General features: G+C 69.9%; 20 protein-coding genes, 3 tRNA genes and 1 riboswitch. Of the genes, 8 read left to right on the top strand and 15 right to left on the bottom strand.

What is annotated here, in order from left to right; all coding sequences use genetic code 11:
* Positions 1–165 precede the first annotated feature (165 nt).
* The 4 genes from ACZ6S0_RS18080 to ACZ6S0_RS18065 form a co-directional block, all read right to left on the bottom strand.
* Positions 166–238 (bottom strand) — tRNA-Glu (locus ACZ6S0_RS18080).
* Positions 239–256: 18 nt separating this feature from the next.
* Positions 257–332 (bottom strand) — tRNA-Glu (locus tag ACZ6S0_RS18075).
* 549 nt (positions 333–881) lie between these two features.
* Positions 882–1610, bottom strand: a complete 729-nt coding sequence (locus tag ACZ6S0_RS18070; protein WP_465919300.1) for a response regulator — start codon at positions 1608–1610, stop codon at positions 882–884.
* A gap of 34 nt (positions 1611–1644) precedes the next feature.
* Complete coding sequence (locus tag ACZ6S0_RS18065) at positions 1645–2820, bottom strand: sensor histidine kinase (protein WP_465918546.1); 1176 nt, start codon at positions 2818–2820, stop codon at positions 1645–1647.
* 176 nt (positions 2821–2996) lie between these two features.
* On the opposite strand from ACZ6S0_RS18065, the gene ACZ6S0_RS18060 reads away from it, so the two are divergent.
* Positions 2997–3941, top strand: coding sequence for an alpha/beta hydrolase (locus tag ACZ6S0_RS18060; RefSeq protein ID WP_465918544.1), 945 nt, complete (start codon positions 2997–2999; stop codon positions 3939–3941).
* A gap of 37 nt (positions 3942–3978) precedes the next feature.
* On the opposite strand, the gene ACZ6S0_RS18055 is transcribed toward ACZ6S0_RS18060, so the two are convergent.
* Positions 3979–4050, bottom strand: a tRNA-Gln gene (locus ACZ6S0_RS18055).
* A 165-nt stretch (positions 4051–4215) separates the two neighbouring features.
* Between ACZ6S0_RS18055 and ACZ6S0_RS18050 the strand changes: the two genes are divergently transcribed.
* Positions 4216–6186, top strand: a complete 1971-nt coding sequence (locus ACZ6S0_RS18050; RefSeq protein WP_465918540.1) for a M3 family metallopeptidase — start codon at positions 4216–4218, stop codon at positions 6184–6186.
* On the opposite strand, the gene ACZ6S0_RS18045 is transcribed toward ACZ6S0_RS18050, so the two are convergent.
* From ACZ6S0_RS18045 to ACZ6S0_RS18035, 3 genes are all read right to left on the bottom strand, one after another.
* The gene (locus ACZ6S0_RS18045; RefSeq protein ID WP_465918537.1) at positions 6179–6997 is read right to left on the bottom strand and encodes an NAD(P)H-binding protein; all 819 of its coding nucleotides are present in this window, start codon (positions 6995–6997) and stop codon (positions 6179–6181) included. The genes ACZ6S0_RS18050 and ACZ6S0_RS18045 overlap by 8 nt on opposite strands.
* Positions 6998–7060: 63 nt before the next feature.
* Positions 7061–8434: a glutamate--tRNA ligase gene (gene gltX / locus ACZ6S0_RS18040; protein WP_465918533.1), complete on the bottom strand. Its 1374-nt coding sequence runs from the start codon at positions 8432–8434 to the stop codon at positions 7061–7063.
* Positions 8427–9203, bottom strand: coding sequence for a fumarylacetoacetate hydrolase family protein (locus tag ACZ6S0_RS18035; RefSeq protein WP_344882432.1), 777 nt, complete (start codon positions 9201–9203; stop codon positions 8427–8429). The genes gltX and ACZ6S0_RS18035 overlap by 8 nt, the downstream gene beginning before the upstream one ends.
* 245 nt (positions 9204–9448) lie before the next feature.
* On the opposite strand from ACZ6S0_RS18035, the gene ACZ6S0_RS18030 reads away from it, so the two are divergent.
* Entirely contained in the window at positions 9449–9823 is a 375-nt protein-coding gene (locus tag ACZ6S0_RS18030) for an antibiotic biosynthesis monooxygenase family protein (RefSeq protein ID WP_465919297.1), read from the top strand.
* Positions 9824–9850: 27 nt separating this feature from the next.
* On the opposite strand, the gene ACZ6S0_RS18025 is transcribed toward ACZ6S0_RS18030, so the two are convergent.
* Positions 9851–10447, bottom strand: a complete 597-nt coding sequence (locus ACZ6S0_RS18025) for an HD domain-containing protein (RefSeq protein ID WP_465918527.1) — start codon at positions 10445–10447, stop codon at positions 9851–9853.
* Positions 10448–10596: 149 nt separating this feature from the next.
* Between ACZ6S0_RS18025 and ACZ6S0_RS18020 the strand changes: the two genes are divergently transcribed.
* Positions 10597–12228: a heparinase II/III family protein gene (locus ACZ6S0_RS18020; protein WP_465918524.1), complete on the top strand. Its 1632-nt coding sequence runs from the start codon at positions 10597–10599 to the stop codon at positions 12226–12228.
* A 16-nt stretch (positions 12229–12244) separates the two neighbouring features.
* Here the strand turns inward: ACZ6S0_RS18020 and cimA are convergent, their stop codons facing one another.
* Positions 12245–13822, bottom strand: coding sequence for a citramalate synthase (gene cimA, locus ACZ6S0_RS18015; RefSeq protein ID WP_465918521.1), 1578 nt, complete (start codon positions 13820–13822; stop codon positions 12245–12247).
* Positions 13823–14083: 261 nt separating this feature from the next.
* The gene (locus ACZ6S0_RS18010) at positions 14084–14728 is read right to left on the bottom strand and encodes a DsbA family protein (RefSeq protein ID WP_465918520.1); all 645 of its coding nucleotides are present in this window, start codon (positions 14726–14728) and stop codon (positions 14084–14086) included.
* Between the two features lie 59 nt (positions 14729–14787).
* Between ACZ6S0_RS18010 and ACZ6S0_RS18005 the strand changes: the two genes are divergently transcribed.
* The 3 genes from ACZ6S0_RS18005 to ACZ6S0_RS17995 all read left to right on the top strand — a co-directional run bounded on the left by ACZ6S0_RS18005 (position 14788) and on the right by ACZ6S0_RS17995 (position 17237).
* Positions 14788–15432 (top strand): O-methyltransferase, encoded by a 645-nt coding sequence (locus tag ACZ6S0_RS18005; protein ID WP_465918518.1) that lies wholly within the window; start codon positions 14788–14790, stop codon positions 15430–15432.
* An 84-nt stretch (positions 15433–15516) separates the two neighbouring features.
* A complete protein-coding gene (locus tag ACZ6S0_RS18000; protein ID WP_465918515.1) occupies positions 15517–16056 on the top strand; it encodes a Uma2 family endonuclease in 540 nt (179 codons plus the stop codon).
* Between the two features lie 122 nt (positions 16057–16178).
* Positions 16179–17237 carry a hypothetical protein gene (locus ACZ6S0_RS17995; protein WP_465918511.1) on the top strand — a complete coding sequence of 353 codons (1059 nt, stop codon included), beginning with the start codon at positions 16179–16181 and terminating at the stop codon, positions 17235–17237.
* Between the two features lie 93 nt (positions 17238–17330).
* Here ACZ6S0_RS17995 and ACZ6S0_RS17990 read toward each other — a convergent pair whose 3' ends face one another.
* The 3 genes from ACZ6S0_RS17990 to ACZ6S0_RS17980 form a co-directional block, all read right to left on the bottom strand.
* Entirely contained in the window at positions 17331–18428 is a 1098-nt protein-coding gene (locus ACZ6S0_RS17990; protein ID WP_344882409.1) for a branched-chain amino acid aminotransferase, read from the bottom strand.
* A 259-nt stretch (positions 18429–18687) separates the two neighbouring features.
* A complete protein-coding gene (locus ACZ6S0_RS17985; RefSeq protein WP_465918510.1) occupies positions 18688–19734 on the bottom strand; it encodes a 3-isopropylmalate dehydrogenase in 1047 nt (348 codons plus the stop codon).
* 98 nt (positions 19735–19832) lie between these two features.
* Positions 19833–19974: riboswitch (cyclic di-AMP (ydaO/yuaA leader) on the top strand.
* 173 nt (positions 19975–20147) lie between these two features.
* Positions 20148–20291: a hypothetical protein gene (locus tag ACZ6S0_RS17980; RefSeq protein ID WP_465918508.1), complete on the bottom strand. Its 144-nt coding sequence runs from the start codon at positions 20289–20291 to the stop codon at positions 20148–20150.
* On the opposite strand from ACZ6S0_RS17980, the gene ACZ6S0_RS17975 reads away from it, so the two are divergent.
* Entirely contained in the window at positions 20290–20694 is a 405-nt protein-coding gene (locus ACZ6S0_RS17975) for a C40 family peptidase (protein ID WP_465918505.1), read from the top strand. The genes ACZ6S0_RS17980 and ACZ6S0_RS17975 overlap by 2 nt on opposite strands.
* 117 nt (positions 20695–20811) lie before the next feature.
* Here ACZ6S0_RS17975 and ACZ6S0_RS17970 read toward each other — a convergent pair whose 3' ends face one another.
* Positions 20812–21201 (bottom strand): SSI family serine proteinase inhibitor, encoded by a 390-nt coding sequence (locus ACZ6S0_RS17970; RefSeq protein WP_465918502.1) that lies wholly within the window; start codon positions 21199–21201, stop codon positions 20812–20814.
* Positions 21202–21702: the final 501 nt, after the last annotated feature.

Raw genomic sequence — 21702 nt, 5'->3', positions numbered from 1 at the left:
CATCTCCGTTGATCACGAAGTGGACGCCGCCGACTTCGCCCGTAACCCGCAGGGCACCGAGTTCGGAGAGCACGGCCTCGACGACCTCGCGAGCCAGGGGGATCATGGGTCGAGGAAAAGCGAAATGCTCCGGGCGGAGACGCACCGGAGCAGGAGCTGAAGACGTAGTCCCGACCGGATTCGAACCGGCGCTACCGCCTTGAGAGGGCGGCGTCCTGGGCCACTAGACGACGGGACCTTCGTGGGCTTGTGACAGTGGTAGTCCCGACCGGATTCGAACCGGCGCTACCGCCTTGAGAGGGCGGCGTCCTGGGCCACTAGACGACGGGACCCTGTCCACAAGCTGGCTTGCCGGGTCTCCCCCGGCAACGCAGGTAACTCTACCGCACCCACAAGACCACTCCAAACCGCTTATCCGCCCACCAGACCGGCCTTGCGAGTCCGGCGCCATGACCTCCAGCCCACGAGATCGACCACCGGAACCGACCCACGAGACCGGCCATGGAGCGCGACCATGGAACGGCTACAGGGCGACCGTGGAGCGGCCGCGGGGCAACCATGGAGCAGCCGTGGAGCGGCCGCGGGGCAGCCGTGGAGCGGCCGTACAGCGGCGATGAAGCGGGCCTGGAGCGACCAACCCGACCGACACGGAATGCGCTCTCCCCGTCAGCACACACCATCCCGGCCCGCGACCCTCGACCCGCCGCCCTCCACCTGCCGTCTTCGACCCACCGCCCTCGACCCAGCGCCCTCGACCCGCCGCCCCACCCACCGTCCTCCACTCACCGTCTTCGACCCGCTGTCCCCCACCCGCTGTCCTCGACGCGCCGTCCTGCACCCGCCATCCCCGCCTGCCGTCCTCCACTCGCTGCCGGTGAACCTCAGTCGGTGAGGAGGCCGCGGCGGTACGCCTCGCCGACGGCGGCGGCGCGGTCGCGTACGTCGAGCTTGGCGTAGATGTGCAGCAGGTGCGTCTTGACGCTGGCCTCGCTGATGAACAGCCGGGCGGCCGCCTCCCTGTTGGTGGCGCCCTCGGCCACCAGGCGCAGCACCTCCAGCTCCCGCTTGCTCAGCCGCCCCCTGGACGGCCTGCGCAGGTGCTCGGCCAGGCGGCCGGCCACGGCTGGAGCCAGCACGGTCTCGCCCCGGTGGGTGGCGCGCACGGCGCGTACCAGTTCCTCGGGCGAGGCGTCCTTGAGCAGGTAGCCGCTGGCGCCCGCCTCCAGCGCGGGAAGGACGTCGGTGTCGAACGTGGTGAGCACCAGCACGCGCGGCCCGGTGCCGCGCAGCCGGCGGATGGCGCTCACGCCGTCGAGGCCGGGCATGCGCAGGTCCATCAGGACGACGTCAGGAGACAGCTCGGCGGCCAGGCGTACGGCCTCCTCCCCGTCGCCCGCCTCACCGACGACCTCGATCCGCGGCTCGCCACCAGGCTCGACGCCAGGCTCGCCACCGGACCCAACGCCGGACCCGACGCCGGGCTCGGCACCGGACCCGACGCCAAGCTCGATGCCAGGCTGGCCGCCGGGCTCGGTACTGGGCTTGCCGCTGAGGGCGGTGCGCAGGCCGTCACGCACGATCGGATGGTCGTCGGCGATCAGCACCCGCAGTGACATCGTTTCCTCCCCGGTGAACGCGATCGTCTCATTCGCCGCCTCCGGCCGGGATCACCGGCACGGCGGCGGCGACCGCCGTGCCCCGGCCGGGCTCCGACTCGACCTCGAGGGTGCCGCCCACGCTCCGGGCCCGCTGCCGCATGCCGTCGAGCCCGAAGCCGTCAGCGCGCTCCTGCGGCTCGAAACCGCGCCCGTCGTCACGGATGTCGAGGAGCACGAGTTCGTCCGTGTACGTCAGGGTGAGGCCCGTCCTGGCGGCGCGGGCGTGCTTGGCCACGTTGGCGAGAGCCTCCTGGGCGACGCGGAACAGGGCCGTCTCCACCTCCGCGGACAGCGCGACGGGCGTGCCGGTGACCTCCAGCCGCAGGTCGACCCCGGACACATCGGCCCACGACCTGGCCATGTGGCCGAGGGCCTCGGGCAGCCGGGCGTCTTCGAGCGGCTCGGGCCGCAGCGCGCGTACGGATCTGCGGGCCTCGGCCAGGCCGCGCCGGGCCAGCTCGGCGGCCCGGTCGAGGTGGTGGCCGCGGGCCTGGCCGCCGGTGGCCCGCCCGGCGGCGTCGAGCTGGCCGATCAGCGCGACGAGGTCTTGCGCGAGCGTGTCGTGGATCTCCCCGGCCACGCGGTGCCGCTCGTCGAGCACGCCCGCCCGCCTGGCCTGGTCGAGGAGCCTGGCGTTCAGCTCGGCGTTCTCGTCCATGGCGGCGCGCAGGCGCTCGACCAGGCGGCGGCGTCTGTCGTGCTCGCCCGAGACGTACCAGCCGGCCAGGACGAGCGGCACGGCCACCCCGGCGATCACGGTGAGCAGGCTCACCCGCGCGCCCGGCCCCGCCTGGGAGAGCACGTTGACGAGCGCGGTGAGCGTGACTCCTGCCATGACCAGGCGGCCGGGGAGCAGGGCGATGGCCAGCGGGTAGCCGATCGCGACGAACACCACGAAGACCGCGCCCTTGAGCGCCAGCGCCCAGGTCAGGGCGATGAGGACGAGGTAGTGGGCCACGACGAGCACGCGGTGGGTGTCGCGGTGGCGGTGCAGCCAGGCGACGGGCGCGAGCCATCCGGCCGCGACCACCGCCAGCAGGGGCCACGACGGGAACGGCCCCGCGGGCATGCCCGACACCGCCGCCGCGACCGAGGCGGCCGCGAGCAGCGCGTACGCGAGCCCCGCGTAGACCCAGCGCTCACGCACCTGGAACCGGCTCATGGGCCCCACCCCGGCCCGCCGCCAATGGCGTCACCCGACCGGCGGATGACCGTGCACGGCCGGTCACGGCCTTGGCCCGTGCGGGTATCAACCGATCGGTGGATGCCCGCCATCCACCGCTTCTCGGCCCGGCCGGGCGATGTGCGCCACCCCTGACCTCGGCGAACATCGGAGACATGAACACTCCGACGCGCAGAACAGCCCTCCAGCTCGGCGCCGCGGGCGCCACCGCCGCCGCCGTCGCCGGCGCCACCGCGGCCTTCGCCGGGCCCTCCAGGAAGAAGGACGTCACCACGTTCGTCTACGTCTCCGGCTCCAACGGCGTGGCCGTGACCGACCCCTTGCTCGCCCTGCGCGGCCACCGCACCGTGGGCGTGACCCTGCCGGGACACGGCCCCGAGGAGCAGTTTCACCCCGCCTACCAGGCCCCGCAGGACCTCGCGAAGCTGGCCGCGCTGCCGTCGCCGGTGGCCGCCGTGACGCTGGACGACTATGTAGAGGCCACGGTGGACGTCGTGCGCCGCGTCTCCCGCTACGGACCGGTCATCCTGGTGGGCGGCAGCCTCGGCGGCGCGACGATCACGAAGGTGGCCGACGCGGTGCCGGACCTGATCGACCGGCTGGTCTACGACGCCGCCTTCTGCTGCACGAAACTGCGCTCGCCCAACGACTACATGACCAGCCCCGAGGGGCAGACGAGCCTGACGCCGAGCCTGCTGAACGGCATCGTCGGCGACCCCGCCAAGATCGGCGCGGTGCGGATCAACTGGCGCACCGCCGACCCGAAGTTCCTGGCCGCGGCCAAGGCGGCCTTCATGGCGGAGGCGAGCGAGGGTGAGTTTCTCGCCATGCTGAACACGCTGCTGCCGGATGAGAGCCTCCAGGTGTCGGCGGCCGACGCCCGCGGGCGCAAGGACGCGTGGGGACGGGTGCCCAGGGTCTACATCAGGCACTCGAAGGACCGCACGATCCCGATCGCGCTGCAGGACCGGATGATCAGGGAGGCGGACGCGGCCACGCCCGCCAACAAGTTCAAGGTCTTCACGGTGGAGACGTCACACGCGCCAACGATCAAGGCTTACCAGGAGATCTCGGAAATTCTGTACCGGCTGGCGAAATGAAAAAGCGGACATCCCTCTGCGAGACATCCGCTCAATGCTGGGGTACCAGGACTCGAACCTAGACTAACTGAACCAGAATCAGTCGTGCTGCCAATTACACCATACCCCACCGCTGCGGGCCCCTCGTGGAGCGCGCTTGGCGACGTCCGAAAGAATAGCCCAGCTCGGGGGGTAAGGCCAAAACGATTCACGGGCCCGCCTCCCGCAGCCCCCGGCACGAGCCCCGCCGTGCCAAGCTGAAGGGGACAAAACACCACGTGGAGGAGCCGAAGCGTTGGCCGAGAATCCGTTCTTCGCCCCAAGCGATCTGCCGTACGAGCTGCCGCCCTTCGCGGACGTCCGCGAAGAGCACTACCTGCCGGCGTTCGAGCGCGGCATGGCCGAGCAGCTCGCCGAGGTCGACACGATCGCGAGCAGCACCGAGCCGCCGACGTTCGAGAACACGATCGCCGCGCTCGAACGGTCGGGCCGGATCCTCGACCGCACGGCGACGGTCTTCTTCAGCGTCGCCGCGTCCAACACGACCGACGGCCTCATGGAGATCGAGAAGCAGATCTCCCCCCAGCTCACCCGGCACAGCGACGCCATTCGCCTCGACCGGGCGCTGTGGGCCCGCATCAAGCAGGTGAGCACGGCGGATCCCGAGGAGTCGTGGCTGCTGGAGAAGTACCGCGACGACTTCATCAGGGCCGGGGCCGACCTGTCGGAGACCGACCAGCAGGGGCTGCGCGCGCTCAACGAGGAGTTGTCGAGGCTGTCGACGGAGTTCGCGCAGAGCCTGCTGCGGGCCTCCACGGAGTCGGCCCTGGTGGTGACCGATCCCAAGGAGCTGGACGGGTTCGACGAGGCCAAGATCGAGTCGCTGCGCAAGGACGACGGCACGTACGTCCTGCCGCTGCACAACTTCACCGTCCAGCCCGGCCTGGCCCAGCTCACCGACCGCGACGTGCGCCGCCGCCTGTACGAGCTGAGCGTCGGCCGGGCCCCCGGCAACTTCGAGATCGCGGCCAGGATGGCGGCTCTGCGGGCCGAGCGGGCGGCGTTGCTCGGCTTCCCCAGCCACGCCGCGTACACGGTGGCCGACCAGACCGCCAAGACCGTCGAGGCGGTCGAGGAGATGCTCGGCCAGCTCGTCGGCCCCGCCGTGCGCAACGCCAGGAAGGAGGCCGAGGCGCTGGCGGAGCAGGCCGGGTTCCCGATCGAGCCGTGGGACTGGGCCTACTACTCCGAGAAGGTGCGCCAGGCCCGCTACGAGTACGACGGCGGCGCGATGCGGCCGTACTTCGAGCTGAACCGGGTCTTCCGCGACGGCGTGTTCTTCGCCGCCGCGAAGCTGTACGGCCTCACCTTCGCCGAACGCCCCGACCTGGGCGGCTACCACCCCGACGTGACCGTGTTCGAGGTGTCCGACGAGGACGGCGGCCCGCTGGGGCTGTTCGTGCTCGACCCGTACGCCCGGCCGGGCAAGCGCGGCGGCGCGTGGATGAACAACCTGGTCGACCAGTCGTTCCTGTTCGGGCTGCGGCCGGTGGTGATCAACAACCTCAACGTCGCCAAGCCCGCCTCCGGGCCGACGCTGCTGACGTTCGACGAGGTGGAGACGGCCTTCCACGAGTTCGGCCACGCGCTGCACGGCCTGTTCTCGCAGGTGCGCTACCCGCGCGTGTCGGGCACCAGCGTGCCGCGCGACTTCGTCGAGTACCCCTCGCAGGTCAACGAGATGTGGGTGACCTGGCCCGAGGTGCTGGCCAACTACGCCAGGCACCACGAGACGGGCGAGCCGATGCCGGGCGAGCTGGTGGCGAAGCTGAAGGCGGCCGAGACGTTCAACCAGGGCTTCAAGACCGTCGAATATCTGGCCGCCACGCTGCTCGACTGGGCCTGGCACAAGCTGGCCGCCGGGGAGGCGGTGGCCGACCCGGAGGCGTTCGAGTCGGCCGCCCTGGAGGCCGCCCAGATCGCCTTCCCGCTGGTCCGGCCGCGCTACCGGACCAACTTCTTCGCCCACATCTTCTCCGGCGGCTACAGCGCCGGCTACTACTCCTACATCTGGAGCGAGGTGCTCGACGCGGAGAGCGTGGAGTGGTTCAAGGAGAACGGCGGGCTCACCCGGGAGAACGGCGACCACTTCCGCCGCGAGCTGCTCTCCCGGGGCGGCAGCCTCGACCCGCTGACGGCGTTTCGCAACTTCAGGGGGCGCGAGCCCGGCATCCAGCCGCTGCTCACCCGCCGCGGCCTCATCTGAACGATCCGGCGTGCTCGGCGGCCCACTGCGCGAACGTGCGCGGCGGCCGCCGGGTCACCTCCTCGATCGTGTCGGTGACCTGGTACGCGTCGTCGGGCACGTTGCCGAAGATCTCGATCCGGAACTCGATCATCTCCTCGGGCATGCCCACGGCCCGGTAACGCTCGCGCAGCTCGTCCACGGTCAGCTCGACGAGGGTGATCTCGCGGCCGGCCGCCTCCGCCAGGATCCGCAGCTTGGCGGGCACGTCGAGGAGTTCGGGGCCGGTGAGGCCGTAGGAGCGGCCGTGGTGGCCGTCCTCGGTGAGGGCGGTGGCGATGACGGCGCCGATGTCGGCCTCGTGCACCATGGGGGTCCTGGTGGCCGGGAACGCCTCCTCGACGACGCCCCGCGTACGCACCGGCTCCGCCCAGGCCAGGGCGTTGGCCATGAACTCGGTCGGCTGCACGTACGTCCACTCCAGGTCGCTGGAGAGCACGGCGGGCTCCAGCGTGCCCGCCGACCAGCTACTGAGCAGGGTCACCTTGCGCGCGCCGGCCTTCCTGACGGCCTCGACGATCTCGGGGCCGTTCGCGAGCGGGGTGTAGCCGGAGTCGGCCACGTCGATGAGGTGCACGCCCGTCACACCTTCGAGGGCGGGCCACAGGGTCTCGACCCGGCCGAGATCGCCCTGGACGACCTCGACCTCCTCGGGCAGCCGGGCCCGGCCCGGGTCGCGGGTGAGCGCGCGTACGCGGTGGCCCGCCTCCAGGAGGTGGGCCACGACGTGCCTGCCTACGGAGCCCGTGGCTCCGGTCACCAAATAGGTCATGCCGCCGACGCTAGGTGCAATTGCGGCAGGAACCGTTCCTCGTTGAGGCGTGGCGCCGGATGATCAGCCGCGCAGGCGGGTCAGGGCGGCGCGCAGGCGCTCCCGCGCCCGCTCACGGCCGAGCACCTCGATCGACTCGAACAGCGGCAGGCCGACCGTGCGGCCGGTGACCGCTACCCGCACCGGGGCCTGGGCCTTGCCCAGCTTGAGCCCGTGGGCCGCGCCGACCTGCTCCAGCGCCTCCTTGAGCGACTCGGGGTCCCAGCTCACGGTCTCGAGGCGATCGAGGTAGCCGCCGAGGATCTCCTCGGGGGCGTTCTTCATCGCCTTGTCCCAGGACGCCTGGTCGAAGACCGGCTCCTCCATGAAGAGGAAGTCGACGTTCTGCCGGATCTCCGACAGCACCGCGATGCGGGTCTGGGCCAGCGCCGCGACCTTGCTGAACAGCTCGCGGTCCCAGGACGGGTCGAGGTAGGGGGCGCAGCGCTCCTCGAACGTCTCCAGCGGCAGCGCGCGGATGTACTCGCCGTTGAAGGCCCGCAGCTTCTTCTCGTCGAAGAAGGCGCTGGAGGAGTTGACGTCTTCCAGCCGGAACAGCGGCATCATCTCCGACCACGGCATGATCTCGCGGTCTTCGCCAGGACCCCAGCCGAGCAGCATGAGGTAGTTGACCATGGCTTCGGCGAGGTAGCCCTCGGCCCGGTAGTCCTCCAGCGCCACCTTGTCGCGCCGCTTGGACAGCTTTTTGCGCTGCTCGTTGACGATCACCGGCAGATGGGCCCACACCGGCGGCGTGGCGCCCAGGGCGGGCCAGAGCAGCATCTGCTTGGCCGCGTTGCCGAGGTGCTCCTCACCGCGTACGACGTGGGTGATGTTCTGGGTGATGTCGTCGACCGCGTTGGCCAGCACGTAGAGGGGCGAGCCGTCGGTACGCGCGATGACGAAGTCTTCCTGGGCCTCGTTGGGGAACTCCACGTTGCCCCTGATGAGGTCGGGCACCACGATCACGCCCTCGTCGGGGGTGCGGAAGCGCACCGCGCCCTCCGTCAGCCCCCGGTCGCGGCAGTGGCCGTCATAGCCGCGGTGCTCGGAGCCGGTGCGCGCGACCAGCGCCTCACGCGTGCAGTCGCAGTAGTAGGCGCGGCCGTCGGCCAGCAGCTTGGCCACGGCCTCGCGGTGCTGCGGCTCGTAGGCCGACTGGAAGTAGGGGCCCTCGAAGACCTGGTTGGTGCCGTTGATGCCGATCCAGTCGAGCGCGGAGATGATGCCCTCGGTCCACTCCGGGCGGTTCCTGGACGCGTCGGTGTCCTCGATGCGCAGCACGAAGCGGCCGCCGGACTGTTCGGCCAGCGCCCAGTTGAACAGCGCCGTACGGGCGCCGCCGACGTGGAACATGCCGGTTGGGGACGGGGCGAACCTGACGCGTACGTCAGTCACGGGAGACCACCTTGTTCGTGAGTGTGCCGATGCCTTCGATGCCGACGCTGACCTCGTCGCCGATCTCCAGCGGGCCGACGCCCGCCGGCGTGCCGGTCAGGATGACGTCGCCGGGGATCAGCGTCATGACCGCGCTGACGTAGGCCACCAGCGCCGGGATGTCGTTGATGAGCTGGTTGGTGCGCCCGCTCTGCCGGATCTCGCCGTTGACCGTGGTCGTCAGGGCCAGGTCGCTCGCGTCGAGATCGGTCTGGATCCACGGCCCCAGCGGGCAGAACGTGTCGAACCCCTTGGCCCGGGTGAACTGCACGTCCTTCTTCTGCAGGTCGCGGGCGGTGACGTCGTTGGCGCAGGTGTAGCCGAAGATGACGTCCTTGACCCGCTCGACCGGCACCTCGCGGCAGAGCCTGCCGATCACCACGGCCAGCTCGCCCTCGAAGTCGACGCGGTCGGACAGCGACGTGGGATAGGCGATGTTCTCGCCGTGGCCGATCACCGTGGTGGACGGCTTCATGAAGATGAGCGGCTCTTCCGGCACCTCGTTGCCCAGCTCGGCCGCGTGCTCGGCGTAGTTTCTGCCGATGGCGACGACCTTGCTCGGCAGCATCGGGGCCAGCAGCTTCACCTGGGACAGCGGGAACCGCTCGCCGGTGAACTGGACCTGGGCGAACGGGTGGCCGGCGATCGCGGAGACGACCTCCTCGCCCGGACCACCCTCGACCACGCCGAACGAGACGCCTTCGCCTGTGGAGAACCTCGCTATACGCACCCGACAAGGCTATCGCCGCCGCCGGAAAGGTCCGCCCACCTTTCCGCCCCCGCCCCGGCCAGGTCGGGAACCGTCCGTCGAGCCGGTTTCGCCGATCTTCCGCGGCCGGTGGCGGAACGCGCGCGACGCGCCAGGACCGGGGATCGGGTACCGGCGACCGCCCGCGTTAGCCTGGTGCCCTCGCCGTTCCTGCAGCGCAGGTTTCCTGAGCGCAAGGTCGTGCGCCGATGAGAGGGGTACCCGACGTGTCCGTCGTGAAGATCAACGTGCTCACCGTGTCCACCGAGATGCGTGAGGAGCTCGAACGGCGCTTCGCCAACCGGGCCGGGATGGTGGAGTCGGCCGACGGGTTCGAGTGGTTCGAGCTGCTGCGGCCGGTGGAGGGCACGGATCGGTACCTCGTGTACACGCGCTGGCGCAGCGAGGACGACTTCCAGAAGTGGCAGCAGGGCGAGGCGTTCCGTCGCGGCCATGCCCAAGCCGCCGCCCAGGCCGCCGCCCAGGGGCAGCAGCCGGGTCATGGGCACGGGCAGGGCCACGGGCACGGGCAGGGGCCCGCGGCGGCGGGCTCCGAGCTGTGGACGTTCGAGGTCGCCGAGAGCACCGGCCCCAAGGCGTAGCCGCTCCGGCTGCCCATCCGCGGCCCGTCAGCCGTCGAGCGGGTTGTGCACGATGCGGTCGACGATCCCCCCGCGTACGGCCCGCGCGGCGACACTGGACGGCTTGCGCGCCCCCTGGTCGGCGATGCACACGCTGAACTCCTTGGCGATCTCCAGCCGCGGATGGCGCTCCAGCACCTCCTCGCGCACGCCGGCGGGGATCTCGTCGGCGCGGCGGCCCGAGATGTCCATGCCGGTCGAGATCTCGAGCAGGTGTCCCTCGGGGTCCTCGTCGAGGGGCACCGTGTCCCACATGTGCCTGACGATGACCTCGCTCGCGCGCAGCCGCCGCTCGGGCGACCAGCCGGCCCCGGCGCAGAAGGCCCAGGCCACGTGCCCGCCCGCCTCCTCGAACGGCACCGAGTGGCTGTCGAACTCGGCCACCAGCCCGAGGTCGTGCAGCATGGCCGACACGTAGAGCAGCTCGGCGTCGAAGGCGATGCCGTTGCCCTGCGCGTGGACCGCGGCCCACAGGTAGGCGCGGATCGAGTGGTTGAGCATCGAGGGCGTGTGGTAGCGGGCGGCCACCTCGAGCGCGCCGCGGCACGCGGGTGTGTCGGGAATCACCAGATCGTCGAATCTCACGGTCCCAGCATGTCGCGGCGGGTACGGCCACGCCACCCGGGCACGGCGGGCGCACCGGCCGGTTAACGAATCGAACACGTGGCTTGACCGCATGATCGTTCCTCCGAAAGCATGTCCCGCCCTCAACTTTTGTCCCGGAAGGAACTGGCGTGCGCCGCCTCGCGATTCCTCTTGCCTTCATGCTCACGCTCAACGCTCTCGTGAGCCCGGCGCAGGCGGCCGACAAGGTGACCCGCACCGCGGAGTGCCAGGGCGACTGGCTGCCCGGCACGCCGACCGCCGCGGACGTCATGAAGGGCGAGATCTCGCTCGTCGGGCTGCCGGCGTACAAGCTGGGCAAGAAGATCGACTGGGACGCGAGCCCGTACAAGAACAGGTCGTGGGAGTTCGTCTACCAGTCGCTGCGCTGGATGGGCACGCTCGTCGTCGAGTACGAGAACACCGGCGAGCAGAGCTACCTCGACCGCGCCACCGAGATCACCAAGGACTGGGTGGCCCAGAACAAGTACGGCGCCCGCGGCACCCCCTCCTACGTCTGGACGGACCACCCGGTCTCCCTGCGCACCCAGCCGCTGCTCTGCCTGAGCCGGCACGTGAACGCGAGCTGGCTCAAGGAGAGCCTGAACACGCACGCCAAGCTCCTGTCGAACCCGAAGCTGTACAAGAAGGGCCACAACCACGGCATCGACCAGGACATCGCGCTCATGGGCATCGGCTGCCGCTACGGCCGCAAAGACTGGTCGGACCTGGCCTCCAGCCGTCTGACCGGCACGGTGAAGCTGGACGTCGACTCCCAGGGCGCGCTCATGGAGCAGGCGCCCCGCTACGCCGTCTACGTCTACGGACGCCTCCAGGTCGCGATGACCAACATGAAGGCGTGTGACCGGAAGGTGCCCGGCGAGATCTCCAAGCGGGCCGAGGCCATGAAGGCTTTCGTCGCCCACTCGACCATGCCCAACGGCTACATGGTGCCCATCGGCGACGGCAGCGCCGAGACCGAGCCGAAGATGGAGACGGGCACGCCGAAGCGGGAGGTCGAGACCTACCGGGCCGGGTACGTCTTCGGGCGCACCGCCTGGGGCAAGCCGGAGTCGGCGTACTATTCGATCAGGTTCGGGCCCGGGATGAAGTTCCACGGGCACGAGGACCACCTGGGCGTCACGTACTACGCGCAGGGGCGCGACATCCTGGTGGACGCCGGGTTCCACTCCTACGAGAAGAGCTCCTACCGGTACTGGACGCTCTCGCCGGAGGCGCACAACGTGCCGACCGTGGTGGGCTCCCGCTTCCAGCCGCGTACGGCCAGCAAGCTCGTCAAGACCGACTACGGCGACGACCGCCAGGCGTTCAAGCTGACGGACAAGGCGTACGGGGTGAGCCGTACCAGGTCGGTGCTGGTGAACCACGGCGACGACCTGATGGCCGTGCTGGACTCGGCCTCGGGCGGGAAGAAGGTCCGCAACATCTGGCGCTTCGCCCCGACGCTCAAGCTGGTCTCCAAGAGCGGCGGCAAGGTGGTGCTGGGCGACGGCAAGTTCAAGGTCACGCTGCTGCAGTTCTCGTCGTGCGAGCAGGTCGGCGGGCAGAAGGTGGAACGGGGCGGCGAGCTGGGCTGGGTGTCGCCCACCTACCTGTCGAAGCAGGCCACGAACGTGGTGGTGTCCCCGGCGGCGACGTCGCTGCTGACGGTGATCGTGCCGGGGACCGACTCGCCCAAGGTGTCGTGCTCCGGCGGGAAGGTCACGGTGGACGGCGTGTCCTTCTCCGCCGGTCTGCTCTGACCGCCGCGTCGGGCGGTTACGGGCACTCGCGGCCCGCGCGCAGCAGGCCGTACGTGACCGCCTGCTCCAGGGCCTGCCAGGACGCGTCGATGATGTTCTCGGCCACCCCGACCGTCGCCCACTCGTTCGTGTCGTCGGTGGAGGTGATGAGGACGCGGGTGATGGCGTCGGTGCCGTGGGCGCCTTCGAGTATGCGGACCTTGTAGTCGACCAGCTCCAGCTTGGCGAGTTCGGGGTAGAGCTGCTCGAGCGCCTGGCGTACGGCCTTGTCGAGCGCGTTGACGGGGCCGTTGCCCTCGCCGGTGGCCACGATGCGCTCGCCCTTGGCGTGCAGCTTGACCGTGGCCTCGCTGACCAGCTCCCCGCCCTTCGTCCGCTCCACGATGACGCGCCAGGACTCGACCTCGAAGTGCCGCCTGCGCTCCCCCGCGACGGTGTCGCGCAGGAGCAGCTCGAACGAGGCGTCGGCGGCCTCGAACGTGAAGCCCCTGGACTCCAGGTCCTTGACCCGCGCGACCAGCGTCTTGGTGTGCTCGGGGGTCAGCTCGTAGCCCAGCTCGCGGCCCTTGAGCTCGACCGAGGCGCGGCCGGCCATGTCGGAGACGAGCATGCGCATGTCGTTGCCCACCTGGGCGGGGTCGATGTGCTGGTAGAGGTTGGGGTCGACCTTGATGGCGCTGGCGTGCAGGCCGGCCTTGTGGGTGAAGGCCGAGGTGCCGACGTAGGGGGCGTGTGAGTTGGGGGTGACGTTGGTGACCTCGGTGATCGCGTGCGCGATGCGGGTCATGTCGGCCAGGGCGTCGCGGGGCACGAGGTCGAAGCCCCGCTTGAGCTGGAGGTTCGCCACGACCGTGAAGAGGTTGGCGTTGCCGGAGCGCTCGCCGTAGCCGTTGGCGCAGCCCTGTACGTGCGTGGCTCCCGCCTTGACCGCGGCCAGGGTGTTGGCCACGGCGCAACCCGTGTCGTCGTGGCAGTGGATGCCGACCCTGGCGCTGGTGCGTACGGCGTCGAGGACGATCTCGGCCAGCTCGTCGGGGAGCATGCCGCCGTTCGTGTCGCACAGGGCGATGACGTCGGCGCCCGCTTCCGCGGCGGTCGTCAGTACCTCCAGCGCGTAGGCTGGGTTGGACTTGTAGCCGTCGAAGAAGTGCTCGGCGTCGAGGAAGACCCGCTGTCCCTCCGCACGAAGGTGAGAGACCGTGTCGCGGATCATCGCGAGGTTCTCCTGGAGAGTCGTACGGAGGGCCAGCTCCACGTGCCGGTCGTGGCTCTTGGCGACAAGGGTCACGACCGGCGCGCCGGATTCGCGCAAAGCGGCCACCAAAGGGTCGTCGGCTGCCTTCGCACCGGCCCGGCGGGTCGCGCCGAACGCGGCGAGTTGCGCGTGCTTCAGGTCGAGCTCTGTTCGAGCGAGCCTGAAGAACTCGGTGTCCTTGGGGTTGGCGCCCGGCCAGCCCCCCTCGATGAAGCCGACGCCGAGGCCGTCCAGGTGCCGCGCGACGGCGAGCTTGTCAGCGACGGTGAGGTTGAGCCCCTCCTGCTGAGCGCCGTCACGCAGCGTCGTGTCATATACGTGGAAGCGGTCGTCGGCCATCAGTCTCTTCTTTCCGGACAGTGTTGGGAAACGTCGTCTCTGAAGCTCTGTGGAAGCGTCTGTGGGAGCGCGTCTGCTTCGGGAAAACAAAAAGACCCCTCACGGACGTGAGAGGTCTGCGCGCCGGCGGTGTCCTGATTTCAGCCGGCGCGCCTGCCGATAATGAGCAGACCGTAGAACATGGTGAAACCCAGTCTGCCACATGGATCCACCATCCGGCACACCGGTCTCAGCCCCTGGGACACCACGGGAATACTCGCGTCACACCCGCACGCCGACGCCGCCCGTGATGGCCCGTTCCAGGGCCGCCGGGTCGAACGCCTCGGGGCCCAGCATCTGCCCGTCGAGCAGCACGGTCGGCGTGCCCTCCAGCGGGATCTTGGCCGTCTCGGCCACGTGCGCCTTCGCGTGCGACTGTGACGTGACACACGCGTCCACCGAGGCCCCCACCTTCCTGGCCGTCGCGGCCAGCTCCGCGACGGTGAACCCGGAGGCCACGCCGTGCGGGGCGGGCTGCATGGCGTACAGCTCGTCCCTGAAGGCCAGCCAGTTCGCCTCGGGGACACAGCGGGCCGCCGCCGCGGCGCGGATGGAGTTGGAGCGCATGGGCTCGTCCTCGAAGATCGTTACGGCGTGGAAGACGACCTTGACCTTGCCCTCCCTGGCCAGCCGCTGGATCGTGGTGTCCACCTTGGAGTGCATGTCCTTGCAGACGGGGCAGTCGAAGTCCTCGAACACGTCGAGCACGGGCGTGTCACCGCCCAGGTCGGCCAGGATCATCGAGCCGTCGGCCTGCCGGGTCAGTTGCACCCCGTCGGACGACGCGCCCGGCTCCGAGAACGCCAGCACCCCGAGTACGGCGATCGCCACACACGCCGCGGCGACCGCCATCAACCGCTTCATCATCAGCCCACTCTCACCTCGTCGACCGCGCAGACCTTACAGGAAACGGAAACAATGCCCGCATGAAGGCATACCTCCTCGACGCCGCCGTGGCGCGCTACGTGTTCGACCACACCACCCCGCCCGACGCCCTGCTGAGGGCGCTGGAGAAGGAGACCGCCGAGGTCGCGGGCGAGAGCGCGGCCATGCAGATCTCCTCCGACCAGGGCAGATTCCTCACCATGATCACACAACTGATGGCTCCGCGGGTCGTCGTGGAGGTGGGCACGTTCACCGGATACTCGTCGGTGTGCATCGCCCGCGGGCTGTCCGGCGGGCGGCTGCACTGCTTCGACGTGAGCGAGGAGTGGACGTCGATCGCCCGCCGCTACTGGCGCGAGGCGGGGGTGGCCGACCGGGTGACGCTCACCATCGGCCCGGCGGCCGAGACCCTGCCCGCCTTCGACCAGCCGATCGACCTGGCCTTCGTGGACGCCGACAAGGGCAACTACCCCGTCTACTACGAGCTGCTGATGGAGCGCCTGCGGCCGGGCGGGCTGCTGGTGGCGGACAACACGCTGCGCAGGGGCTGGGTGGCCGACCCGGCCCACGACGAGCAGACGACGGTGGAGATCCGCCGGTTCAACGACCTGGTGATGGCGGATCCCCGGGTGAGCGTGCTCATGTTGCCGGTCGCCGACGGGATGACCCTGATCAGGAAGAACTGACGGCGTTTCACCCGCACGCCCTGTGTTCACACACCCAGGCGGGCATACGCTCGGTCCTTCCCCGACAGGAAAGGACCGACAGGCATGGCCGCGCCGCTCGAAGAGCGTTTCCGTACCGTGCGGGATTTGCTGCCCGAATATCGGGTGGAAATGCTGCGGGGCCGGATCGTGGTGAACGAGTCCGGCACCTGGCAGCACAATACGGTCGTCTTCGGGATCATGCGCAGGCTCATCGGCACAGTGCTCGAGCGAGGCTGGGAGATCTGGCCGAACATCACCGTCCACCTGGGCGAACACACCGACCGCTACGTGCCCGACCTCGCCGTGGTGCCGGGCTCCCCGCGTATGCGCATGGACCACGCGGTGTGCGGCGACTCGACGACGCTCATCGTGGACGTCGTTTCCACCGACAGTTCCTACGACGACTACTACGTCAAGCCGCAGGGTTTCGCGGCGGCCGGGGTGCCGCTTTATCTGGTGCTCGACCCCGCTCCCCGCGCCGCGAAACTCTTCGCCGCCCCGGAGGCCGGGAAATACGGGCGGGAAATCATCGCCGCAGGGAACGAGTCACTTTTCCTGCCACCGCCGTGGGGGTTCGCCGTGCAGGTCGGTGACCTGTGGTGAGCGCCGATGGCGATCTACGGCAGGACGGCCAAGACGACCTGGCCCGCCGAGACCGACGACCCCAGGGTGTCGGCAGGGCCGTCCGGCGGCGAAGTGTCCGGATCGGGCGATAGCGTTCCGGCATGATCGAATCGCCCTCCTTCGAACTGCTCGACGGCTTGCTCGGCCGCCGTACCGACGACCCTGGCCTGATCGAGCTGCACCGGTCCTATCCTCTGAAGCCCCTTCCTGTGTTCACCGACCGGGAGGACATCTCCCCGACCGGCTCGGACGCGCACGGGTTCAAGCTCACCTACCAGGCGACCGTGCGAGTGCCCGGCTGCTATCCCTCGGTCCGGGTGCGGGGACGCGGTCCGCTGCTCGGCTACCTCACCAAGGTGTGGATCAGGGAGAGCTACCACTTGCCGATGGGGGACGGCCTCAGCACGGCGCTGCCCGAGCCCGAGGCGCGCACGCGGGCACTGCACAGCAGCGTCCAGGAGTACGGGAACATCGTCCACATCCTGCGCCGCGACGAGCGCAGCACCCTCGAGGCGCGCTACCACGACGACGGCCGCTTCATCTGGTTTCTCCTGACGCTCAACGAGCGGGACGAGGACGATCCTGAACTGCTGAAGTCGGCGGATGCGGTCCTGGCCGCCGCGCTGGCGCGGGAGTACCCGTCCTGGCCGGAACCCAGTGCCGACGAACCCTTCCCCACGGCCCTGCGGGCACTGCACGACCACCAGGGCGCGCACGGGTTCGGCAAGATCGACTTCGAGATGCACGACCGCTTCACGTTCGGCGGGCCGCACGCGTGGACCGGCAACCCCGCGGCCGAACGAGAGTTCCGGGTGTTCGGCCACGACGGCAGCGGCGGTCTGGCGGCCTTCTGGCTGGTCCACCAGGGACGTTCGATCGAGGAGCAGCCCGTCGTCTTCCTCGAGAGCGAGGGCGCCATGGGGCCGGTCGCGCCGGACCTGTGTGACCTGCTCCACCTGCTCGCGGGCGGCATCGGCCCCTACGAGGCCATCACCTTCGGCTCCTCCTACTGGGACGCCGACCCGCAACCCGCGATCGCCCGCATCGCCGAGGATCACTTCGGGTGGCGCGAAGCGCGCACACCTCAGGAGATCATCGACGACGCGGACAGCGAGTACTCCGACCTCATGGACCGCGTCGACGCGCTCAACATGTACTGAGGCCCGAACGCGCGTGCGTCGAACGCGGGCAGTCGAAGGACCCGGGCAGCCTCCGGGGCGTGGAAGGCCGGCGGGCGAGCCTCCGGCGGGCCGCTAGGCGATCTTGTGGATCCAGTTGTGGGTGTCGGGGCGGGCGCCGTACTGGATGCCGACCAGTTCCTCGCGCACCCGCATCGTCACCGGGCCGGGCGTGCCGTCGCCGATCGTCCACGAGCGGTCGGCGCCCTTGACCGAGCCCACAGGCGTCACCACGGCCGCGGTGCCGCACGCGAACACCTCCGTCAGCTCGCCCGACGCGCACCCGGCCTGCCACTCGTCCACGCTGACCAGGCGCTCCTCGGTCCGCAGGCCCAGGTCACCGGCCAGCTCGAGGATCGACTCGCGGGTGATGCCGGGCAGCAGGGTGCCGGTGAGCGCGGGCGTGACGAGCTTGTCGCCGAAGACGAAGAACAGGTTCATCCCGCCCATCTCCTCGACGTAGCGGTGCTCGTGGGCGTCCAGCCAGACCACCTGGTCGCAGCCGTTCGCCACGGCCTGCCGCTGCGCGACGAACGCCGCGGCGTAGTTGCCGCCGCACTTGGCGAAGCCGGTGCCGCCCGGGGCGGCCCGCGTGTACTCGGTGGACAGCCAGACGGAGACGGGCTTGATCCCCCCGGTGAAGTACGAGGCCGCCGGCGAGGCGATGACCATGTACTTGTAGCTCTTCGACGGGTAGTTGACGCCCAGCCCCGCCTGGGTGGCGATCATGAAGGGCCGCAGGTAGAGGCTGTGCCCCTCGGTCGTCGGCACCCACTCCTTGTCCGTCGAGACGAGCACTTCGAGCGACTCGACGAACGTCTCCTCCGGCAGCTCCGGCATGGCCATGCGGAGGGCCGAGCGGTTGAAGCGGGCGGCGTTCGCGTACGGGCGGAACGTCACGATCGAGCCGCTGAGCTGGCGATACGCCTTCAGACCCTCGAACAGCTCCTGCGCGTAGTGGAAGACCGACGTGGCGGGGTCGAGGGAGAGCGGCCCGTAGGGCATGAGCCGGGCGTCGTGCCACCCCCGGTCCTCGGTGTAGTCGATCGAGATCATGTGATCCGTGAAGGTCTGCCCGAAACCGGGGTCCGCCAGTACCTGCTCGCGCTCGGCCGCGGTGCGAGCGTTGGCGGATAGCTGCACGTCGATGCTGAGCTTCTGAGCGATGGTCATGACGGCGGTCCTTCTCTCTGCGATCTACCGAAATCTACCGGAATCTGCCCGTTGTCTGCGGATCTGTGAACCTTCGACGGCGGGCAGCCCTGCCCCGGAGGGCGTCCGTACTTCCTATTGTCTCGCTATATGGGATGACAAGCGGCCGATGGGGAGGTCGCCCGCGAAAAGCCGGCGAAAGGCCGCCTGAGCTGGGAACACGCAAAAGCGCCCGGCAGTCCTCCTCGGACCGCCAGGCGCGTTTCGGGGCTAGGCGGTCCTAGCCGGATACTCGCGCGGTGATGTCGTCGCCGATCTCGCGGGTGGATCGACCGGCCGGCCCGGCGGGTCGCTCGGCGAGGTCGGCGGCGACCGCCTGCTCGACCCTGGCCGCCTCGGCGTGCAGGCCGAGGTGGTCGAGGAGCATGGCGACGGACAGGACGGTCGCGGTGGGGTCGGCCTTGCCCTGGCCGGCGATGTCGGGCGCGCTGCCGTGCACCGGCTCGAACATGCTGGGCGAGGTGCGCTCGGGGTTGACGTTGCCGCTGGCCGCCAGGCCGATGCCGCCCGCGATGGCCGCGCCGAGGTCGGTGATGATGTCGCCGAACAGGTTGTCGGTGACGACCACGTCGAAGCGCTCGGGCTGGGTGACGAAGAACATCGAGGCCGCGTCGACGTGGCAGTAGTCGGTGGTGACCTCGGGATATTCGGCGGCCACCCGGTCGACCGTGCGCTGCCACAGGTCGCCGGCGAAGGTGAGCACGTTCGTCTTGTGGACGAGGGTCAGCTTTTTGCGCGGGCGCGACCGGGCCTTCTCGAAGGCGTAACGCACCACGCGCTCGACGCCGTAGGCGGTGTTGAGCGACTCCTGGGTGGCGATCTCGTGCGGCGTGCCGCGACGCATCGCGCCGCCGGTGCCGGCGTAGAGGCCCTCGGTGCCCTCACGGACGACGATCATGTCGATGTCGCCGGGCGTGGCGCCGGCCAGCGGGGTCCGCACCCCGGGGAAGAGCTTGACCGGCCGCAGGTTGACGTAGTGGTCGAACGCGAACCGCAGCCGCAGCAGCAGGTCACGCTCGAGGACGCCCGGCGGCACACTGGGGTCGCCCACGGCGCCGAGCAGGATCGCGTCGTAGCCGCGCAGCTCGTCGAGCACCGCGTCGGGGAGGGTCTCGCCGGTGCGGTGATAGCGTGCGGCCCCCAGGTCGTAGTGCGTGGCCTCGATCTTCGTGCCCACGGCTTCCAGGACCTTGAGCCCTTCGGCGACGACCTCGGCGCCGATGCCATCCCCGGGGATGACGGCCAGGCGGATGTTACGCGACTCCATGGCGGTACCTTACCGGCTCGTCTCGTCTGACGAACACTCCATCTCATTTTCTGGACGCCCGATTTTGGGGGGTTTACGACTGCTTGACCGTTTCGTTAGTGTTTGTCGGGCCTAATTCACGCAGCCGCTGCGTGGAGCCGGGGACCCACTTGAGCCCCAGGGGCGAATCGGCACCGCCGTAGGGCTGTCTTCCAGGCCCGAGCCCGTCAGCTAACCCGGCCGGCCTCATGGAAGGACAGTGCTCTGTCTCGTATCGCCATCGTCCTGGCGGCGGGAGCCGCCGGACTCATCCTGGCCACCCCCGCGGCACAGGCCGCCACCACGGCCCAGGACGACACCGCCACTCAGGCCGACGCAGCTCAGGCCGACACCGCAGGCCAGGCCCGCACCACGGGTGACGCCCACTCCGCGGCTCAGGCCCGCACGGCCAAGGCCCACACGACGGCCAAAGCCGACACCGACGACGACCCCACCACCCTGACCGTCAACGACATCAAGCGCATCCGGGCGCAGAGCGCGCCGAAGCCCGCCTGGAAGACGGCACTCAAGTTCGCCATGGACAGGCGCGGCATCCCGTACGTGTGGGGCGGCACCAGCGACAGCGGCTACGACTGCTCGGGGCTCATGCTCAGGGCGTACGAGGCGGCCGGCATCGAACTGCCGCGCACCACCAACGAGCAGTACGCGGCCTTCTCCAGGAAGATCTCCTGGGACCAGCTCAAGCCCGGCGACCTGGTGTTCTTCAGCGACCTGGGCCACGTCGGGATGATCTCCAAGCCCGGCTACATGGTGCACTCGCCGCACTCGGGCGACGTGGTGAAGGAGGAGAAGCTCTCGGACTGGCGCAGAACCGCGTTCGTGGGCGCGGTCCGGCCGGACCCCAAGGGGGTGCGCCTCTGGGCGAAGGTGGTCGAAGAGCGCACGACCCCCGCCGACGCCATCGTCACGGCCACCCTCTGACGGGCCGCCGGCGCGGAAAGCCACGGGCGGCCCCGTGCGCGGACGGGGCCGCCCGTGCTCCCTCACCCCTGGCCAGGCCGTCGATCAAAGCCCCGGCGCGGATGCGATCACTCCCGGTCAGGGCACGATCGGGCTCGCGATCTTCTCCACGAAGCACGGGTTGGGGTAGTGCTCGTCGAAGTGCTTGTGCTGACCGTAGAACCAGCCGTTGATCTCGACCCGGACGGGGTCGAAGATCCGCGGGCAGGGCACGTCGGGCCGGAACCTGATCCGCTCCAGGTCACCGCCGATGCGGCGGAGCCGGTCGCAGGCGGCGAACGGGTCGGGGTGCGTCCCGTCGTCGGGGTGGCACGTCAGGACCCAGCGCTCGGTGGTGCCCGCGGGCAGGTTGTGCTTGACGATGTGCAGCTCGGCCGCCTGCGCGTGGGCGGGGGTGACGAACAGGGCCGCGCCGGCCACGACGGGCAGGGCGACTGCGGCGGCGCGCCGGATCAGGGCAGCGTACATGGGGAACCTCCACCTCGAACGAATACGCAGCGCGACGCTATCAGCACTCTGCGTATCCGTGGAGGGAGGTGTCGGTACCCCTGTCACCGGCCTGACGTGCGGACATGCCGCCGCGTCACCAGGAGCGGCACGGACGGGGCAGGGCCCTACCGGCTGGAGTTCTGGGGGGCGCCGCCGTTGTCGCGACGGTCCAGCGCGATCTGCACGGCCTCGGCCGCCTCGTCGTCGTGGTCTTCGGCACGGTTCCAGGCATACATCTCGTACATGTGACTCATCTCTTCTCGCGGACGCGTTCCAAAGGAGGGGAAGCCGGACTCCGGTCGCGAATCCGACCGGGCCTGATCTCGCGGACCGGGCGTAGGACTCACTGGGGGACTTACTGGCCGACACAGGCGCCGATCTCCGCGGCGAGCCGTCGACCTGCCCTAACAGGCCCCGCCGCGGCAGGTAATGAGTACGAGTACCTGGCGCATCACTGCCACAGTACCCGAGGCATCTCGT

The sequence above is a fragment of the Nonomuraea sp. NPDC051298 genome, from assembly GCF_055586305.1.
The sequence above is the reverse complement of the archived record's forward strand: the minus strand, read 5'-3'. Positions and strand labels throughout refer to the sequence as shown.

Bases quoted from the DNA above. Each gene is read 5' to 3' on its own strand.
- ACZ6S0_RS18065 (WP_465918546.1), bottom strand. From the start codon at position 2,820: ATGAGCCGGTTCCAGGTGCGTGAGCGCTGGGTCTACGCGGGGCTCGCG.
- ACZ6S0_RS18060 (WP_465918544.1), top strand. From the start codon at position 2,997: ATGAACACTCCGACGCGCAGAACAGCCCTCCAGCTCGGCGCCGCGGGC.
- ACZ6S0_RS18045 (WP_465918537.1), bottom strand. From the start codon at position 6,997: ATGACCTATTTGGTGACCGGAGCCACGGGCTCCGTAGGCAGGCACGTC.
- cimA (WP_465918521.1), bottom strand. From the start codon at position 13,822: ATGGCCGACGACCGCTTCCACGTATATGACACGACGCTGCGTGACGGC.
- ACZ6S0_RS18010 (WP_465918520.1), bottom strand. From the start codon at position 14,728: ATGATGAAGCGGTTGATGGCGGTCGCCGCGGCGTGTGTGGCGATCGCC.
- ACZ6S0_RS18005 (WP_465918518.1), top strand. From the start codon at position 14,788: ATGAAGGCATACCTCCTCGACGCCGCCGTGGCGCGCTACGTGTTCGAC.
- ACZ6S0_RS18000 (WP_465918515.1), top strand. From the start codon at position 15,517: ATGGCCGCGCCGCTCGAAGAGCGTTTCCGTACCGTGCGGGATTTGCTG.
- ACZ6S0_RS17995 (WP_465918511.1), top strand. From the start codon at position 16,179: ATGATCGAATCGCCCTCCTTCGAACTGCTCGACGGCTTGCTCGGCCGC.
- ACZ6S0_RS17990 (WP_344882409.1), bottom strand. From the start codon at position 18,428: ATGACCATCGCTCAGAAGCTCAGCATCGACGTGCAGCTATCCGCCAAC.
- ACZ6S0_RS17985 (WP_465918510.1), bottom strand. From the start codon at position 19,734: ATGGAGTCGCGTAACATCCGCCTGGCCGTCATCCCCGGGGATGGCATC.
- ACZ6S0_RS17975 (WP_465918505.1), top strand. From the start codon at position 20,290: ATGGACAGGCGCGGCATCCCGTACGTGTGGGGCGGCACCAGCGACAGC.
- ACZ6S0_RS17980 (WP_465918508.1), bottom strand. From the start codon at position 20,291: ATGGCGAACTTGAGTGCCGTCTTCCAGGCGGGCTTCGGCGCGCTCTGC.
- ACZ6S0_RS17970 (WP_465918502.1), bottom strand. From the start codon at position 21,201: ATGTACGCTGCCCTGATCCGGCGCGCCGCCGCAGTCGCCCTGCCCGTC.